Source organism: Solibacillus sp. FSL K6-1554, assembly GCF_038005185.1.
In the GTDB taxonomy this organism is placed as follows: domain Bacteria; phylum Bacillota; class Bacilli; order Bacillales_A; family Planococcaceae; genus Solibacillus; species Solibacillus silvestris.
This window is the reverse complement of record NZ_JBBOSS010000001.1, coordinates 1,388,098-1,406,187: the sequence shown is the minus strand read 5'-3', so window position 1 is coordinate 1,406,187 and position 18,090 is coordinate 1,388,098. Positions and strand designations below refer to the sequence as shown.

The 18,090-nt window shown below is 40.1% G+C and carries 18 protein-coding genes; all 18 read right to left on the bottom strand.

The annotated features are described in order from the left end of the window. Positions 1-83: 83 nt before the first annotated feature. Positions 84-434, bottom strand: coding sequence for a YpoC family protein (locus MHB58_RS06800; RefSeq protein ID WP_008404857.1), 351 nt, complete (start codon positions 432-434; stop codon positions 84-86). Further along, positions 431-1,090: an endonuclease III gene (gene nth / locus MHB58_RS06795; RefSeq protein ID WP_008404858.1), complete on the bottom strand. Its 660-nt coding sequence runs from the start codon at positions 1,088-1,090 to the stop codon at positions 431-433. Before nth ends, MHB58_RS06800 begins: the two co-directional genes overlap by 4 nt. 18 nt (positions 1,091-1,108) lie before the next feature. Continuing rightward, a complete protein-coding gene (locus MHB58_RS06790) occupies positions 1,109-1,840 on the bottom strand; it encodes a DnaD domain-containing protein (RefSeq protein WP_008404861.1) in 732 nt (243 codons plus the stop codon). 84 nt (positions 1,841-1,924) lie between these two features. Beyond that, on the bottom strand, positions 1,925-3,220 hold the full coding sequence (gene asnS, locus MHB58_RS06785) for an asparagine--tRNA ligase (RefSeq protein ID WP_014824288.1): 1,296 nt from the start codon (positions 3,218-3,220) through the stop codon (positions 1,925-1,927). A 32-nt stretch (positions 3,221-3,252) separates the two neighbouring features. Continuing rightward, entirely contained in the window at positions 3,253-4,446 is a 1,194-nt protein-coding gene (locus MHB58_RS06780; RefSeq protein ID WP_014824289.1) for a pyridoxal phosphate-dependent aminotransferase, read from the bottom strand. 13 nt (positions 4,447-4,459) lie between these two features. After that, entirely contained in the window at positions 4,460-4,942 is a 483-nt protein-coding gene (locus MHB58_RS06775) for a cell wall elongation regulator TseB-like domain-containing protein (protein ID WP_008404867.1), read from the bottom strand. 76 nt (positions 4,943-5,018) lie between these two features. Continuing rightward, on the bottom strand, positions 5,019-7,799 hold the full coding sequence (dinG, locus tag MHB58_RS06770) for an ATP-dependent DNA helicase DinG (protein WP_065216951.1): 2,781 nt from the start codon (positions 7,797-7,799) through the stop codon (positions 5,019-5,021). Positions 7,800-7,952: 153 nt separating this feature from the next. Continuing rightward, positions 7,953-8,150, bottom strand: a complete 198-nt coding sequence (locus tag MHB58_RS06765; protein ID WP_340734882.1) for a phosphomannomutase — start codon at positions 8,148-8,150, stop codon at positions 7,953-7,955. Positions 8,151-8,385: 235 nt separating this feature from the next. After that, positions 8,386-9,534, bottom strand: a complete 1,149-nt coding sequence (locus MHB58_RS06760; RefSeq protein WP_014824291.1) for a cation:proton antiporter — start codon at positions 9,532-9,534, stop codon at positions 8,386-8,388. A gap of 167 nt (positions 9,535-9,701) precedes the next feature. Continuing rightward, on the bottom strand, positions 9,702-10,040 hold the full coding sequence (locus MHB58_RS06755) for a hypothetical protein (RefSeq protein WP_014824292.1): 339 nt from the start codon (positions 10,038-10,040) through the stop codon (positions 9,702-9,704). 114 nt (positions 10,041-10,154) lie between these two features. Beyond that, positions 10,155-11,492, bottom strand: a complete 1,338-nt coding sequence (gene lpdA, locus MHB58_RS06750) for a dihydrolipoyl dehydrogenase (RefSeq protein ID WP_014824293.1) — start codon at positions 11,490-11,492, stop codon at positions 10,155-10,157. 136 nt (positions 11,493-11,628) lie between these two features. After that, positions 11,629-12,207 carry a 3D domain-containing protein gene (locus MHB58_RS06745; RefSeq protein ID WP_014824294.1) on the bottom strand — a complete coding sequence of 193 codons (579 nt, stop codon included), beginning with the start codon at positions 12,205-12,207 and terminating at the stop codon, positions 11,629-11,631. A gap of 193 nt (positions 12,208-12,400) precedes the next feature. Then, positions 12,401-12,784 (bottom strand): aspartate 1-decarboxylase, encoded by a 384-nt coding sequence (panD, locus tag MHB58_RS06740; protein ID WP_014824295.1) that lies wholly within the window; start codon positions 12,782-12,784, stop codon positions 12,401-12,403. Next, positions 12,777-13,640 (bottom strand): pantoate--beta-alanine ligase, encoded by an 864-nt coding sequence (gene panC, locus MHB58_RS06735; RefSeq protein ID WP_014824296.1) that lies wholly within the window; start codon positions 13,638-13,640, stop codon positions 12,777-12,779. Before panC ends, panD begins: the two co-directional genes overlap by 8 nt. Continuing rightward, complete coding sequence (panB, locus tag MHB58_RS06730) at positions 13,640-14,476, bottom strand: 3-methyl-2-oxobutanoate hydroxymethyltransferase (protein ID WP_014824297.1); 837 nt, start codon at positions 14,474-14,476, stop codon at positions 13,640-13,642. The genes panC and panB overlap by 1 nt, the downstream gene beginning before the upstream one ends. A gap of 313 nt (positions 14,477-14,789) precedes the next feature. Then, entirely contained in the window at positions 14,790-15,776 is a 987-nt protein-coding gene (locus MHB58_RS06725; protein ID WP_014824298.1) for a biotin--[acetyl-CoA-carboxylase] ligase, read from the bottom strand. After that, positions 15,754-16,923 carry a CCA tRNA nucleotidyltransferase gene (locus MHB58_RS06720; RefSeq protein WP_232504498.1) on the bottom strand — a complete coding sequence of 390 codons (1,170 nt, stop codon included), beginning with the start codon at positions 16,921-16,923 and terminating at the stop codon, positions 15,754-15,756. The genes MHB58_RS06725 and MHB58_RS06720 overlap by 23 nt, the downstream gene beginning before the upstream one ends. Beyond that, positions 16,883-18,055 carry an N-acetyl-alpha-D-glucosaminyl L-malate synthase BshA gene (gene bshA, locus MHB58_RS06715; RefSeq protein WP_008404880.1) on the bottom strand — a complete coding sequence of 391 codons (1,173 nt, stop codon included), beginning with the start codon at positions 18,053-18,055 and terminating at the stop codon, positions 16,883-16,885. The genes MHB58_RS06720 and bshA overlap by 41 nt, the downstream gene beginning before the upstream one ends. Positions 18,056-18,090: the final 35 nt, after the last annotated feature.

Here is an 18,090-nt window from a genome sequence, read left to right as displayed (position 1 = left end):
TTTTTCTCATTACGGGAAAAATTGATGTTTTTTTCTATATAATTGGAAATTCATGAAATAAGCGAAGAAATTTTCAAGTTAGTTTACTTTTTCATTCTCAGTCTTGCACAGCGCTTTTTTGTTTCTTTATAAAGTTCGTCCAATTGACGATAACATGCATATTGTCCAGGACGTGCTTTAATAAACTGCAGACGTTCCATCCCATTGATTGGCATGAGCTCATACTCGCTTTGCACTGAAAACGGTGTTTCTGTAATTGAACCGCCCACAATAAACTGTTCGAAATGTTCGATACCTTCCACCATGAATTGCTGTGCTGATCCATCACGTCGTTCATGGGCTGCATGAATCGTCTCACGCATTGTCTCCCACTCACTGTACCACGCGTCCACCACTTCTTTTGAAATTGCCTCTTGTTGTACTGAAATCATCATATTTTTACCAAACCTTTTTTCAAACGCTTCTGCCCTTCCCTACAGTCATCCAGTAACGGACATGTTCCGCAACCCGGATTTTGCGCTTTACAATGATAGCGACCAAAGAAAATAATTTGATGGTGTGCACGGCTCCATCGTTCAATCGGTGTTTTTTTCATAATTGTTTCTTCTACTTCCAATACACTGTCTTTCCATCGACAAAGTCCTAATCGCTTCGAGACACGCTCTACATGTGTATCGACAGCCATCGCAGGTATATCAAATGCAACCGACAATACGACATTTGCTGTTTTACGGCCTACACCTGGCAATGTGACTAGCTCTTCACGGGATGCCGGAACTTCTCCACCATATTCGTTTATCAGACGTGCACATAGTAATTGAATATTTTTTGCTTTGTTTCGGTAAAGTCCAATTGAACGAATATCATTCTGTAGTTCCTCAAGTGACACATTTAAATAATCCTGTGGTGTTTTATATTTTTGAAAGAGTTGTTTCGTCACTTTATTGACGAGGACATCCGTACATTGTGCAGATAATAATGTTGCAATCGTCAACTCAAACGGATTGTCATGCACTAATTCACAATGTGCATCGGGATACATGCGATCCATCTCATCTAGAAAGTGATTCCATTTTGCTTTTGTTATCATATTAAGTTGAATGTCCTCCTATTCTCGCTCCTCTAACCAGTTATAGAAAGAAACTTTCTCCGTTTTCTGAACCGCTTCTTGCTGATGTACCGGTTGAACCGGTGATGCTGTCATCGTATTTTTCCGGTATTGCTCACTATGCTTTTCAATTTGTGCGAGTGTCTTAATGTTGCGTTTCTTCCACTCGATCAAAATACGGTCAATATAGCGTAAGTTCACTTTATCAGCCAGTACCGCTTCTTTTAATGCGGCTTTTATGATTTCAGGACTATGTTGGTCCAAGTCCATCCACATACCGATTGTTTCGATTTCCATTGGGGAAAGCAGGCGTCCCAGCTCTTGTTCAAACAGCTGGAAAATTTTTGCCTCATCCATTTTGTTGGCAGTTGAAACCTGTTGTTGTTCTTTTGACTGCAGCAAATCCAATAGTCGTTCCCATAAAGGATAAATTGAATATTTCTCGGCAAGGCGTCCAGATTCATCAGTACTTTGAGAAATTTCGACAAAGCCTTTTTGCATTAAGCGTTGTATTATTTGAGAAATAGCCGTCAATTGGAAATTGGTCCGCTGTATTAAATCATTTGGTGTCGGAAAGTCGATTCCTTCCTGTTCGAACGTTAGTAAATGCAGAATAATTAATGCTTCGTCATCTTGTATATTTAGTTCGCTATAATGTTTAAAAAATAATTGTGGAATAGTAATTTGCAATTGCTCCGTCCAAACGCGGATTCGATTAAAATTTTTAGACATAGTTGAATCCCCCTTTGTGCGCTCGTAACGACAAAACGCCCGGCAAAATTCCGGACGTCTTCTCGTTGTATAAATTAAAATTAATTATGGATATAAACGGTTTAATAAACGTGGGAACGGGATGGATTCACGGATATGCTCTGTTCCGGAAATCCATGCAACTGTACGCTCTAACCCTAAGCCGAAGCCTGAGTGAGGTACTGCACCTTGTTTACATAAATCTAAATACCATGCATATGCATCCATTGATAAGTTATGTTCTTCTAAACGTGACTTCATTAATTCATAATCATAAATACGTTCAGAACCACCGATAATCTCACCATAGCCTTCCGGAGCGATTAAGTCTGCACATAAAACAACATCATCGCGCTCTGGGTGTGGCTGCATGTAGAACGGTTTAATACCGATTGGGTAGCATGTGATAAATACTGGTTTGTCATAATGGTTGGCAATTGCTGTTTCGTGTGGTGCACCGAAATCATCACCCCACTGAATATCATCAAAGCCTTGCTCATGTAAAAACTCGATCGCTTGATCATAAGAAATACGCGGGAATGGTGCTTTCACGTTTTCAAGTTTAGATGTATCACGGCCTAGACGCTCTAAATCAAGCTTACAGTTTTTCAGAACAGATTGCACGATATGTGATACATATTGCTCCTGTACTTCCAAGCTTTCATCATGTTCGACAAATGCCATTTCAGGCTCGATCATCCAGAACTCGATTAAGTGACGACGCGTTTTTGATTTTTCTGCACGGAATGTAGGACCGAACGAGAATACTTTTCCTAATGCCATTGCAGCAGCTTCCATGTAAAGCTGACCTGATTGAGAAAGGAATGCATCTTCATCGAAATATTTCGTATGGAACAGCTCTGATGTCCCTTCAGGTGAAGAACCTGTTAAAATTGGCGGGTCCATTTTTGTAAAGCCATTTTCATTGAAAAATTCATATGTCGCACGAATAATTTCGTTTCGTACTTTCATGATCGCATGTTGTTTACGAGAACGTAACCATAAGTGACGGTTGTCCATTAAAAATTCTGTACCATGTTCTTTTGGTGTAATTGGGTAGTCTTTAGCAGGACTGATTACTTCGATACCTGTAACATTTAACTCAGCACCGAAAGAAGAACGCTCGTCTGCTTTAACTTCACCAATAACATACATTGACGTTTCCTGTGTCATGCCTTTAGCTACTGCAAACAGTTCTTCGCCTACTTCTTCTTTCACGACTACACCTTGTGCGAAGCCTGAGCCATCACGTAACTGAAGGAAAGCCAATTTACCGCTAGAACGTTTGTTAGCTAACCATGTACCAATTTTTACTGTTTCGCCAATATGATTTGGCATATCTTTAATCATAATTTTTTTCATAAAGTCCTCCAAAGCTTAAGTTGCAGGCTCGCTTAATCTTGCCATTTTGCTTTAACAAATGCATCGATTCGGCGGACTGCCTCTTCTAATAGTTCTAAAGATGTCGCATACGATAAGCGTATTGTCGCGGGTGCACCAAATCCTGAACCTGGAATGACCGCAACATTTGCTTCTGTTAATAGTGCCGATACAAAATCATCCACTGAAGTGTAACCTGTTTTTTCGGCTGTTTCTGAAACATCCGGCAATAAGTAGAAAGCACCCTGTGGCTTTAATACTTTTACGCCGGGAATTGCTGCTAATTTAGGGAAAATCGCCTCTAAACGTGATTCAAACGCTTTTCTCATCTTTTCTACTGTATCCTGTGAGCCGTTATATGCTTCAATCGTTGCATATTGAGCTGTAGTTGTAGCATTTGAAGTAGAGTGAGAGGCTAAATCCGTCATCGCTTTAATGATTGTCGCATCACCAGCTGCATAGCCAATGCGCCATCCTGTCATAGAGTGAGATTTTGCAACACCGTTCACAACAATTGTACGTGATTTCACTGCGTCTGAAACTTCCGCAATTGAATAATGCTCTACTCCATTGTAAACAAGCTTTTCATAAATTTCATCTGAAACGATTAAAATATCCATTTCTTCTGCCACTTGTGCAAGCTCTGCCAATTCTTCCTTCGTATAAATCATACCAGAAGGATTGGATGGCGAGTTTATAATTACAGCTTTTGTTTTTTCTGTAACAGCATTACGTAATTGCTGTGCTGTAATTTTAAAGTTTTGTTCCTGTGTTCCTTCTACATATACGGGTACACCGCCAGCAAGCTTCACTTGTTCAGGATAAGATACCCAGTAAGGAATCGGGATAATTACTTCATCGCCCTCATTTAAAATAACCTGGAACAATGTATACAGAACGTGTTTTGCTCCGACACCAACGATAATCTCATTTGCTTTGTATGTAAGGTTATTGTCACGAGCCAATTTATCAATAATTGCTTTCTTTAAAGCAGGCAACCCTCCAGCCGGTGTATATTTTGTCAGACCAGCATCCATCGATTTTTTTGCTGCATTTAAAATATTCTCCGGTGTATTAAAGTCAGGCTCCCCTGCACCTAAACCAATTACATCAATACCTTGCTCCTTTAACTCTTTCGCTTTAGCTGTAATCGCTAAAGTAGAAGATGGTGTTAAAGTTTTTACACGATTTGCCAACAATTGTTTCATGTTGCTCTCTCCTCTACAAATTCAATATGCGTTTCCACCATTGCCCGTCTTCAAATAGAAGATAGACATAATTCAAGCTGCCGGATTCACTTTTATAGGTAATTTCCCATACTGGACCCGGCTCCTCGAATCCTAACTTCATATGAAGAATCTCTTTCACGGCAGTATCATCCTGAAAAACAGACAACGCCTGTTCTTCTGTAATGCCATCCGCTAAAAATACTTCTTGCATTGAATTCTCATCTAAACTCATTGGGACGAAGACTGCTTTTTCCTTCCCATACTCATCCACTCCGAAAACAGTGACATATGGCTTATTCCCATTGTAAACATAGGAATCATCAACAACAGCAAGTGCTTTCGTATCCAGCGCAAAACTTTCCGCCTTTTGTTCTATTTCACTAAACGGTGCATTGGCTTTCCAAAATACGAACACTGAAATAACAAGCGACAAAGATAAAATAAAGACAACCGAAAAGATAATCCAGTTTTTCATAACTGCACCTTGCATTCCGATGTATTTGAATGTTGTTTAAAATTTTGTTTCATTTTTGTCAACCTGCTTTCCTTCCTCATCGTTTTTCATTATACCAATTTCCTAAGCTTTGTACCATACTGTGTAGAGGCAGTTTTTGTATAGAAATTGGCGGTAATGACTCGATAAACTGCTGTCCGTATGATTTTGTTTCAATCCGGCGATCCAAAACGATAAACACCCCTTTATCATGGCTGGAACGAATTAACCGGCCGAACCCTTGTTTGAACCGGATAATAGCATCAGGCAGCGAAAGCTCTGTAAAGGAATTGCGTCCTTGCTGTGTTAAATAATTGGCCCGCGCTTTAAATGCAGGCTCTTCCGGAGAAGAAAACGGCAGCCGCACGACAATAACTGCAGACAAACCGTCACCCGGCACATCGACCCCTTCCCAAAAACTGTTCGTTCCAAATAATACGGAATGATTAAACTTTTGGAAAGACTTTAATAAGCGCATACGGCTTCCGGATGTGACACCTTGTGCAAAAATCATATAGTCGCTTAACAATTCACTTTCCTGTATTAGATTGACCGTTTTACGCAGCATGTCCTGAGATGTGAATAAAACAAAACATCTACCATTCGTCATTCGCACTGTATTTGTGACCGCATGCGCGACCTCTTCAATATATTCGGATTGTGAAACGGCCTGAATGTCCGGCATGTCATTGACAATATACACTTCCGCCCCGTCATAATAACTCGGATCAGCATGGAGCTTTTCAATTGGAATCGACGGATCGATTCCCAGCTGGTTCGTAATAAAACGCTCATTACTTGGCACTGTTAACGTTCCGGATGTCCAGACAATGCCGCTTTTTTCACGGATTGGATCAAAAAGTTTCCCAATCGTCGATGTCACTTCGATCGGTTTTTTATAAAGCTGGATACTTCCCGGAACACTGCGCTGGTCCAATTCCAGCCAGCATGAATAGTCGGGATCCTGGCTTAAAAATACATCATCCCATTCTGCAATTTTAATCGTAAACTCATTGACGATATACTGCCATTGCTCAATTAAATATTCATGCTCTGGTGCAAGCTCCTCCACACTAGAAGTGAACTTCCGTATAAGCTCGGTCGCCTCATCCACCCATTGCTGCACAGTGAGCGAAACTTTTATTAAAACTTCACGCCCCAACTGCAATTCAGAAATGAAGACTTCAATTTTCTGTTGTTTAGACTGGTGATTTGCAACCTTCACTTCTCGAAGCAATGCCGCCATTGCTGTATCAAACGCATTGACCATTTGAATATAGCGCTTTTCCAGCTGATCCAGTGTTTGATAATTCAGCAGCTGTTTCTTAATTGCAACCCGACGAATTTTATAAAACAGCTGTTCATCTTCCTGTATACCAATTTGTCCAAATAAATATTTCCAATTCATATAAGTAAAGATTTTTTCATGCTGATTGATTGCAGCCTGAATAAACTGATGCGCTTCATCAATTATCCATCCGCCTAATGAATTAAAAATCTGCTCATTGCGAACCAGATCACTTAGCAGCATTGCATGATTTGTCACAATAATGTCTGCCTGATGACTATTTTGAATTGCCCGTGAGTAAAAATCATAGAGCGGCATTGTCGTTTTCGGCAATGCGCTCTTTCGGATTTTATCAAGGAGCAGCTGACCGCCGCCTGACACATTCAGCTCACTTAAATCACCAGTCTCCGTTTTCGCCAGCCAGATCAGTGTTTGCAGTACTGTAAAAGTCTGATCATAGGATTCATCCTGGGTTTTTAGCTCTTTCTCGAACTTTTCAACGTCGATATAGTGATTCATCCCTTTTAATAAAGCCATTTTAATCGGCTGGCCAAGTGCCTGTTCCAATATCGGAATATCGTTTTGCATAAGCTGATCAAGCAAATGAGAAGTATACGTACTAATTCCTATTTTCCGATTTGTTTTCTTAGCATAATAAATCGATGGCACTAAATAGCCCATCGTTTTTCCGATGCCCGTTGATGCTTCGATAACGTGCTCCGCATTTGTGTTGAGTGCATGCCAAATGCTGTCCATCATTTGAAACTGCTGCGGGCGCTCTTCAAAATCGGGAATTCCATTTAATAATAAAGTCATTTTTTCATCAGTCGTCTGCGGATAAACAAGTTTATCCCCATCGCTCTTTGGCGTTGGTGCCATTTTGCGAATTGCGATTTTACGGTAAAAGACATGCCCTTCATCCGTTATTGCTTTGTTGCGTTTGATGACAAGCGCGTCAAAAAACAGCTGGGCCAAATCTGTTCTCAAACGGAAAGAACGTTTATGCAATTGTTCCAAAGTAACGAGCGGCAATGTTAACAGCTCTTCCCAACAATGTTTAAGCAGGTAAGCTGTTGCGAGTGCATCATCATCCGCTCGGTGTGCACTTTGCAGCAGAATATTAAAATCGTTCGCTAAATCCGATAATTTGTAGCTTAGCGACATCGGAAACAAAATTTTTGTTAGTTCGACTGTGTCAATTTTCTTGCCGTGCCATTTCGATAGGCCTGCACGGTTAAATTCTGCCTGTAAAAAGTTCAAGTCAAAATCGGTATTATGGGCAACAAATACTGCCCCTTCCAGCAGCTCGTAAATATAATCCGCATACGCCTCAAATGGTAAAGCATCTTTTACATCTTCGTCTGTAATATTAGTTAAATCCTGTATAAATAACGGGATCGGTTTTCCCGGATTGATAAATGTAGAATATTTTTTTACGATTTCCCATCCTTGCATAATAACGATCGCAATTTGTATCATACGGTCGCCGCTTGCAGGAGAATGTCCTGTAGTTTCTATGTCGACAATCGCATACTTTTGACTTTCCTTCATTTTTCTTCAACTCACAGTTCAAGTAATATAACGGCATTTTATCATACTGGAGGCAATGAGGTCATGTAATTGGATAGAACGGATGAACGTGGCGGTAGAATGCTGCCATCGTAAATATAGTGCCGATTCCGATGTATGAACGTTCTAAATGTTCTAATATATTTTAAAATCATCTAATAAATTTTTATTTGTTCTAATAAAATTACGGTTTTCAAATATAACCGCCAACTGTTCGAATAAACATCCAAATTGTTCTAAAATCATTTCAAGTTCATCTAATATCCATCTCAAGTATTCTAATATAAGCTCAATTGTTCTAATAAAAATTACACGCAGCATCACTTTTGCCACTAACGTATTACTTTTCATATTTTTTTAGGCAAAAAAACCTAGTGCCGCCTCAAGGACAACACTAGGTTAATATACTATGTATAGGTGTGCAGGGGCTCATCTCCCTGCACAATTCAAAAGCTTCCCAGCAAATCCGTGCTGTTGGTGGAGGCTTTTGTTGTGAAGACTAAATCTTCACAGAGGTTTTGGCACCTAAAACATAGAATACAACAAATTAAGAATTCTTTCAACTAGATTAATCCATTAAATTTGAACGATTTCCGAAAATTCCTTTTAACATTGGTGGTGTAACTAATGTTGTAATAATAATTACGATTACCATTGGCGTATAGTCTTCCGCCGGCAGTAAACCACTTGATAAACCCATACCCGCAAGAATCAATGCAACTTCACCACGAGAAATCATCCCTGCACCGATACCTGCAGAAGATTTCCAGCTAAAGCCTGCCAATTTCGCACCAATACCAGATCCGATCAGCTTAGATAAAATTGCAACGATTGAGAAGATCACCAAAAACCAAATATTCTCTGTAATCCCATCAAATGTAACAGATAATCCGATACTAACGAAGAAGAACGGCACAAAAATTCCGCTCGCAATTGGTTCAACTTTATGCTCGACTGTCTCTTTATATGGAGTGCGTCCGATCGCAATACCGATAAAGAATGCTCCGATAATTGTAGCGATACCAAAATAATGCTCACCTATGTATGCTAACGCAAAACATGCAATAAGCGCTCCGCTTAACAGTGCCTCCGTAACTTTCAGACGGCTGAACGCTTTTAGGAACGGTGGAATAACCCATCTCATTACAACAAATAATAAAACAAAGAAGAATACTTTTCCACCGATTAATACTGGAATTGAAACATCATCCCCTACAAGGAAACTCATTGCAATTGCGATTAATACTACGACGATAATATCATCCAGTACGGCAGCACCTAATAATGTAGAACCTTCTTTACTCTTCAGCCAACCGATTTCGCTTAATGTTTGAACTGAAATACTAACTGATGTAGCAGCTAATGTTAGTCCGATGAAAATTGCCTGACCTTGTGTAAGTCCAAATGCCAATGCTAGCGGATAACTCATAGCAATCGGTAAAATTACCCCGCCAATTGCAACAAAAATTGCCCCTTTCATATTTGCATTTAAATCTTCCAAATCGGTTTCTAAACCGGCTAAAAACATTAATAGAATAACCCCTATCTGACTGAATGTTTGCATCACTTCACTGTCAGTAATCCAGCCAAGCATAGCAGGACCGATAATAATACCGATCAGGATTTTCCCCAGTACTGAAGGTTGTCCTAGTCGCACTGTAAAATGCCCTGCTATTTTTGTTGCCAATAGTACGATAACTATTTGAAAAATAAACATAATATCCCCCTTTTACTATAGAAAAAGGCATGGTGCCGCCAGTTTTGACTGACTCCACCATGCCTCGCTTCATATAAGATTAGTTTTATTTTAAACAATAAAAAAGGAAAAAGCAATAATATTTTATCATTATCTGAATATTCCTTATTCAATAACAAAAAGATAGATTAGAAAAACCCCGGCAATACCTCTCGTTGAAAATATTGATTTTTTCTTAACCAAACATTTAAAATATGGCGATGTGTCAGCAGCTTTCTCCGTGAAGCATGCCTTCTTTGCGCTTCCTGCAGACTTTCGAGCAATATCCGTGTTTCCGTCAGACATTGTTCCGGATCAGTAATTACTTGTAAAGCCGGACTAATAAGCCTATGTTCCTGCAAAAGTGCAAGCACTTTTGCAAACTCTTGTCCCATCGCAATATAGTTTTCTTCTATATTAAAATCAATACATTGATATAATGTGTTTTCCACTTCTTTTTCTACAAGCTCCATTGACTGATTTTCCATATGTCACCTCATGTTGGAATTGTATACAACAAGTATAGTAGAATTCAGCACAATAAAAAAGAAATTGGATCGAAAAAAAGCTACGGAGCATCTTATCTGCACCGTAGCAACAGGTTATTTTGCATGAATTGCTTTTCCGAAAACCGAACGTGCCGCATCTCCAACATGTTCACTCACTGTCGGATGCGGGAAAATGAGTCTTGCCAGATCTTTTACTGATCCTCCCAATACTTTTGCCGCCAGCATGGAGTTAATCATTTCTGTAGCTCCATCACCAACGACACATGCGCCGTAAATATCGCCTTCAGGACTCGCTACAAACTTCATAAAGCCCTGTGTATTACCTTCAAGCAGTGCTTTAGGGTTTGTAGGTAAATACATCTTCGTAACAATACTATCTGCAGGTGCTTCATGCTCCAGCATGCCAAATGTTGCAATTTCAGGATGCGTATAAACGCATCGCGGGATTTCCTGCTGATTGATCACTTTCGGATGCTTCCCTAAAATATAATCCACCGCATGTACCCCTTCTGCGCTTGCAGAGTGGGCAAGCTGGAATCCGCCAACTAAATCCCCTATCGCAAAAATACCGGGAATACTCGTTTCATAATGGTTATTCACTTTGATTAAACGACCATCCATTTGCATTTCCAGCACTTCCGCGATTTCAGTGTTTGGACGGCGCCCTGTCGCAAACAGTAAATTTTCGAACGGGAAATTTCCGATTGATGTTTGAACATAGTCAGCATGGATTTCTTCGAATGTAAAGTCTGTCACAAGTTCGATTCCCAGTTGTTTCATTTTTTCTTTAATAATCGGTCGTGCATCTGGTTCTTCTGTTTGCAATATATCTTTACTATGGTTTAATACGGTTACTTTTGTTCCCATTGGCGCTAGCGCAAATGCCATTTCAATTGCAATGACCCCGCCTCCGATAATTGTTAATTGTTTCGGCAGCTCCTGGATCGAAAAAAACGTATCGGTTGTATGATAATTTGCATTTTCAAGCCCTTTAAATGGCGGAACAAATGGGCGGCTGCCTGTTGCTAAAATGACATGATCTGCTGTAAATGCCTGATTACCGATGATCACTTTTCGTTCTGCGGTTACAGTCGCTTTCCCCCGATACATTGTAATCTGCGCATTTTCGATAAACGTTTCAATATTTGATAATAGTTCGTCAACAACTCGATCTTTACGTTGCATTAACTTCGGAAAATCAATATTAATCGTCGGTACTGTCACACCCCAATCCGTCCCGCGCCGAATTTCCTGTACCAATTTGCTATGTTCAAGCATAATTTTCGATGGAATACAGCCGACATTATAACAAGCCCCGCCGACTTTATCTTTTTCTACAAGCGCTACTTTCAGCCCGCTTTTTGCCGCATGAATTGCTGCAACATATCCACCGGGACCCGCACCAATAACAGCTAAATCAAAGTTTTCCATATATACCACCTCATTTTTCACATTAGCATTACAGTTCAGGGAATGCAACAATCGTATACCTATTTTTATTTTATTCTAAATATTCGGTCAATAAAAAGCAGCGAAGTGCCAACTGCACCCGCCGCTTTTTCATCCATTACTTCAGTACTTTAATTTCCACATTTTTACGTCCCCAATTAAGGGCTACTTTTTTTGTTTTGACAAATACATCAATACGATTTCCTTTAATCGAACCGCCCGTATCACCGGCAACCGCTACCCCATATCCTTCCACCCATACTTTTGTACCAAGCGGAATCACCTTTGGATCGACTGCAATTAGTTTTATATCCGGGTTTTTCTTCAAGTCAATTCCGGATGCCGTCTTTCCCGAACACCCTTTGCAATAGGCTGTAAAAGCACTTGCTTCAACAGTTAATGTTTTGACAACCTCATAGTCCTCAATCGTTTCCTTTTTTTTCTCTTTTTCAGCCGGTACTTTTTTATTTTGAATGTGGTCCGGTAATTTCAGCACGAAACCTTCCGTAACTTCTTCAATATCTTCAACCTCATTTAGTTCTAGCAATGTATATACTGATGTGTCATAAAGATCTGCAATTTCATCGAATTCTTCCCCTTTCTTCACTGTATGCGTAGCTGCGATTGCTCCGCTCGCGAAAAATAAGGTAGTGACCATAAAGAAGGCAAAGCTAAATAATAGTTTATTTTGAAACATACTAATTATTTCCCCCTGTATCTTTTGTCTATTTTGTAAAATAAAGCTAAATCCAAGTCTACACATTTTATATTTCAAAAAGATTACAGGGAGATAATATAAAAATTACAAAAATATCCTTTTCAAACCAAAAATGTAATATAAAAAAAGCTGTCATATAGGAATAATCCACGACAGCTTTTCATATGTTCATTTACAAAATTGTTGCTTCCGGTTCGTATGCGATTATTTCTTTAATTGTATTGCTTTCCCCCATAATGGCCACAGTTGGGGTATGTTCGGCAACTTCTTTATTATCCACATACACGTAAGAAATGATGATGACAATATCATCTTTTTGAACAAGACGTGCCGCTGCTCCATTTACGCATATAACGCCTGAACCACGTTCTCCGGCAATAATATATGTCTCAAAGCGCGCACCGTTGTTGTTATTGACAATATGGACTTTTTCATTCGGCAGCATCCCAACTGCATCCAAAATATCTTCATCAATTGTAATGGAACCAACATAATTTAAATCGGCCTGTGTCACTTGGGCACGGTGGATTTTACTGTTCATCATCATTCTAAACATGGATTATTTCCCCTTTTAACGAAAAAATTAAATTATCGATTAAACGTGTTTCACCAATATGAACGGCAGCTGCAACAACGATTTGATCTGTCTGATCATCGACTTCCTGTAAATCCGGGTAGGATAATATCATCAAATAATCAACGTGGCCATCCGTGTTGTCATGTATTATTTTCTTAGCCAGTGAAATGGCGGATTCCACACTTCCGGATTCCAACAGTTCCCTTTTTGCCAGTTGGAGCCCCTGCTGTATTGCAGGTGCCTGTGAACGCTCTTCAGCAGACAAATAAATATTGCGGCTTGATTTGGCTAAACCATCCTCTTCACGTATAACCGGAACAACACGGATCGTTACCGGAAAATTGTAATCGCGCACCATTGTTTGAATGATTGCCACTTGCTGGGCATCCTTTTGTCCGAAATAAGCACGGTCCGGCTGCATTAAATTAAAGAGCTTCGCTACAACTTGCAAAACTCCGTCAAAATGACCCGGTCGGGTCGCCCCGCATAAAATATGTGCCTGACGTCCTGCTCGAATAGTGATTCCTCCATCGTGCGGATACATTTCCTCTACAGAGGGTGCAAATATATAATCTACCCCTGCCGATTTTGCCAGTTCTGTATCACGCGGGAAATCTCTTGGATATGATTCAAAATCTTCATTTGGACCAAATTGTGTTGGATTGACGAATATGCTCATGATGACAAGCTCATTTTCGCTGCGTGCATGTGCTGCCAATGTTAGATGCCCTTCATGTAAATAGCCCATTGTCGGAACAAGACCAATTGACTGCCGGTTGTATTTTGCCGTTTTAACTACTTCACGCAGCTGGGCAATTGTTGTTAATACATTCATTATTTTACGCCTCCGTATAGCTCGATTAGCTCCGTTTCTTTCATTGTGAAACTTTGTTGTAATGTCGGGAAAGCACCTGATTTTACTGCGTTTGTATAACTTGTAATCCCCTTCTCCACCTCATCACCTACTCGTGCAAATGCTTCAACAAATTTTGGTATGTGATGTTTTCCATATTGCAATAAATCATGGAATACAAGTACTTGGCCATCCGCTTTTACACCTGCACCGATGCCAATCGTCGGAATCGTTAATTTTTGCGATACAGCTTCCGTCAACTGATGCGGAATACATTCAAGTACGACGGCACATGCGCCTGCTTGTTCAACGAGTAAAGCATCCTTTATTAACTTTTCTGCTTGCTCAGCTGTTTTGCCTTGCACTTTATAACCGCCAAGTACACCTGCCGATTGTGGTAGTAAGCCTAAATGTGCAACTACCGGGATACCGGCATTCGTAAATTTCTTAATAACAGGTACGATTTCATCTGCACCTTCAACTTTGAGGGCATTCGCATTCGTTTCCTGCATCATTTTCACAGCTGTTTTCAATGTTTCATTGATATCTCCGTGATAAGAACCGAAAGGCATATCGACTACGATAAAGGTATCCGGTGCACCACGGCGAACCGCTTTACTATGGTGGATCATATCTTCTACTGTCACACGCATTGTGGATTCATAGCCCAATACGACCATCCCGAGGGAATCCCCGACAAGAATCATATCAACACCTGCCGCTTCTGAAAATTTCGCTGCCGGATAATCATAAGCGGTAATCATGACAATTTTCTCGCCTTGCTCTTTCATTTTTAAAAACTGTGCTGTTGTTTTCATGTTCTTCCTCCTTAAGTGGAAAGAAAACAAAAATACCCTTCTATCTAAAATTAGACAGAAGGGTAGTACCATACGTAAATTCAATACATTCCATACTTAAAATGGAAATAATCCAACGACAAGTATAAAATGAATTCATTTATGCGCGTTTTCTTCCGTCTCTGTCTTGTGTAGATCAAAGCAGATTTTTTAAATGTTGACTAGCAGTGGCAGGTACAGTTCTATTAAGATACTGTCCTAAAGCTACTATAACAAGTTTGGAAGAAAACGTACAGAATAAATAATTAATGTAAAAAATATTTCTACTAAGCTTTTACGGTAAAAGTTCAATATCCGCAGAGTAAATGCCTTTAATTTCCCCGTTCGCTTGACGAATTTCCAGGACACCGCTCTCAGTGATACTGACAGCTTCCCCTTCAACGACTTCCCGCAGTGTTGTTGCTTTTACACGCTTTCCGATTGTCCCCGAAGACTGTTCCCATAGCTGTTTTATTTGACCGAAGCCATTTTTCACGTATTCATCACTGTATTTCTCCAAAGATTCAAGCACATTGGCGACGAAATGTACACGTTCAATCGGTTCTCCTTCTTCAATCGCAATCGAAGTAGCAATCGTTTGTAACTGTTCAGGAAAATCATCTATCTTCTGGTTGACATTGATGCCTATACCAATTAACAATGCCTGGATACGATCAGCCTCAGCTACCATTTCAGTCAAAATTCCCGTTGTTTTTTTGCCGTTAATTAAAATATCATTCGGCCATTTGATTTCAGGAGTGAAATTTTTAAAACTGGATTTCATCGCTTCAACAATGGCTACAGCAGTGACTAGGGTAAATTGAGGGGCTTGGTGCGGTGCAACATCCGGACGAATGATGACCGTCATCCAAATCCCTTGCCCTTCTGTTGATTCCCATTCACGCATCATCCGCCCTCGCCCTGCTGTTTGATGCTCAGCGATGACAACCGTGCCATCCGGTGCACCAGCTCGGATAAGTTCATGCGCAACAAGCTGTGTCGACTCAACCGTTTCATAATAATGTACTTGGCGGCCATAACGTTCCGTCGTCAAAAATTGCTGCAATTGTCCCATATCCACTTTATCCGGTACAGATAGAAGTTTATACCCGCGTTTTTTTACTGTTTCAAATTCATAGCCTTCCTGCTTCAATGTTTGCATATGTTTCCATATAGCTGTTCGAGACACATTTAGCTCATCCGCCAACACTTGGCCGGAAATCGGTTCTCCTTCCGCAGTCAAAAACCGTTTCAAAATTTCATCCTTCATCGTGAAATGCATAAAACCATTCCTTTAATTGTTGTTTATCATTTTGTACTTCCTCATTTAAGACCGCTTCTACTGCTGCATTTAATGTCTGTTTAATCCAACTGCCGCGCTTTTTTGAGGACCAGTCCAACAAGTCTTTTCCTGTAATCGCAAGCTCATTTACATGCTGAATTGGCAATCCATTTTTTCGGGCCACTAATTCTTCATAGCTCAATTCAAGTTTACAATTTTGCCAAATAGTAAACTGGAAGGACGTTTTAAGAACGATTGTATCGTAGCTTAACAAATCAACAAGGCTCATCCCATTGCGTAAGCTTTCATAAGCAGCCAAAACTGTTTTTACGAAAAGCTTATCCTTATTTGAACAGCGATACTTCGTAAGCAACGATAAATCGCTGCCGTTTACTAAACAAAAATATGCCCACCCAACTTGGCGATCTTCCGAATAATAATGTGTCCAATTAGAAGCAGTAAAATTGCCATGCAAGTAATCGCCCAATGTCGTTTTTTCCATGTAATCAATGCCGAATGACGCATGAGCAGATATAAAAATCTTTGAAAGTTCAACTTGAATGCGCTCGATTGCAACATACTCAATTGAAGCTGCTTTTTTCCGGATTGCTTCGAATGTATTTTCCTCGATTGAGAAGTGAAGCTGTGCAGCAAATCGGACAGCACGCAGCATTCGGAGAGCATCTTCTTCAAAACGCTGATCCGGCTCACCTACCGCACAAATAACTTTGCTATCGATATGTTGGCGGCCATTGTAATAATCGATGTACTCTCCCGATTGGCTAAGTGCCATCGCATTCATTGTAAAATCCCGGCGTTTTAAATCTTCTTGTAAATTACGAACAAATTCGACAGTATCCGGACGACGATGATCACTGTAAGTAGACTCTGTCCGGTAAGTTGTCACTTCGATTGGCTCTCCACAGTCCAGTACAATGACCGTTCCGTGAGCGATTCCAACATCAATTGTTTGTGAAAAGATCGTTTGAATTTCTTCAGGCATTGCACTCGTTGCGATATCGACATCATTATTTTCCTTTTTCAAATAATAATCACGTACCGCTCCACCTACAATAAAAGCTTCAAAGCCGGCATGTTCAATCTTTTTAATGACTTCCTTTGCCGCTTGCCATTGTTGCGGAATCATTCTTTTTTTCAACCACACTTTCATATATCCGTTCATATTGTTCAACCATTTTTGTTTGATGGAACTGTTCGCGTACTGATTGTAGTGCGGCTTCTTTGAAAGCTTGATGTTTTTCTTCATCCTGCAGCAGTTCGACCGCATAATCCGCGACAGCCTGGGTATCACCAAGTGGCACCAAGTAGCCGTTCACACCATCATTGATCACTTCAGGAATCCCTCCGATTGCAGTACCGATACCTGGTACACCGCATGCCATCGCTTCCAATAATACGAGCCCGAACGATTCTTTTTCTGAAAGCAATAACTTTAAATCACTGATTGCAAAAAGTTCTGTAATGTTTTCCTGCTTACCTAAAAACAAAACATCATCCGTATAAGGTGAATCTTTAACCATATCTGTGACACGATGCTTTTCCGGGCCATCCCCGACTAATAATAATTTCGCCGGAATACGCTCACGAATCTTCAGAAATGACTCGACTACATCCGGCAGATTTTTTATTTTACGGAAATTCGACACATGGATAATTACTTTTTCATGCGGCAAAATACCAAATTGCTCTTTTAGATTGCCAGGGTCCACTGGCTTAAATACATCCTCATCAACGAAGTTATAAATTGTCTCAATCGGTTTTTTCGTATCGATTAAAGCATACGTCTGCTGTTTTAACGATTCCGAAACAGTCGTCACTGCATCCGAACAATCAATTCCATACTTGATCGCCTGCGCCAGCGTAGAATCTTCTCCCAAAACAGAAATATCTGTTCCGTGAAGTGTTGTGACAATACCAAAGTTCTCGCCGCTCATATGACGGGCCAATACCGCACAAACCGCATGAGGAATCGCATAATGAACATGTAATAAATCGAGTTTTTCCTCTTTTATAACATCAGCCATTTTACTTGCTAATGCAATATCGTATGGTGGGTATTGAAATACCGAATAATTATTCACTTCAACCTCGTGGAAAAAGACGTTTGAATAAATTTTATTAAGTCGAAATGGCACACTTGATGTAATAAAGTGAATTTCATGTCCTCGTTCTGCCAACATTTTACCTAGCTCTGTTGCAATTACACCCGAGCCTCCCACTGTCGGGTAACATGTAATACCAATTTTTAATTTCTTCATTCGGCTCCCCATCCTTTCAACAATACGATTTTAAC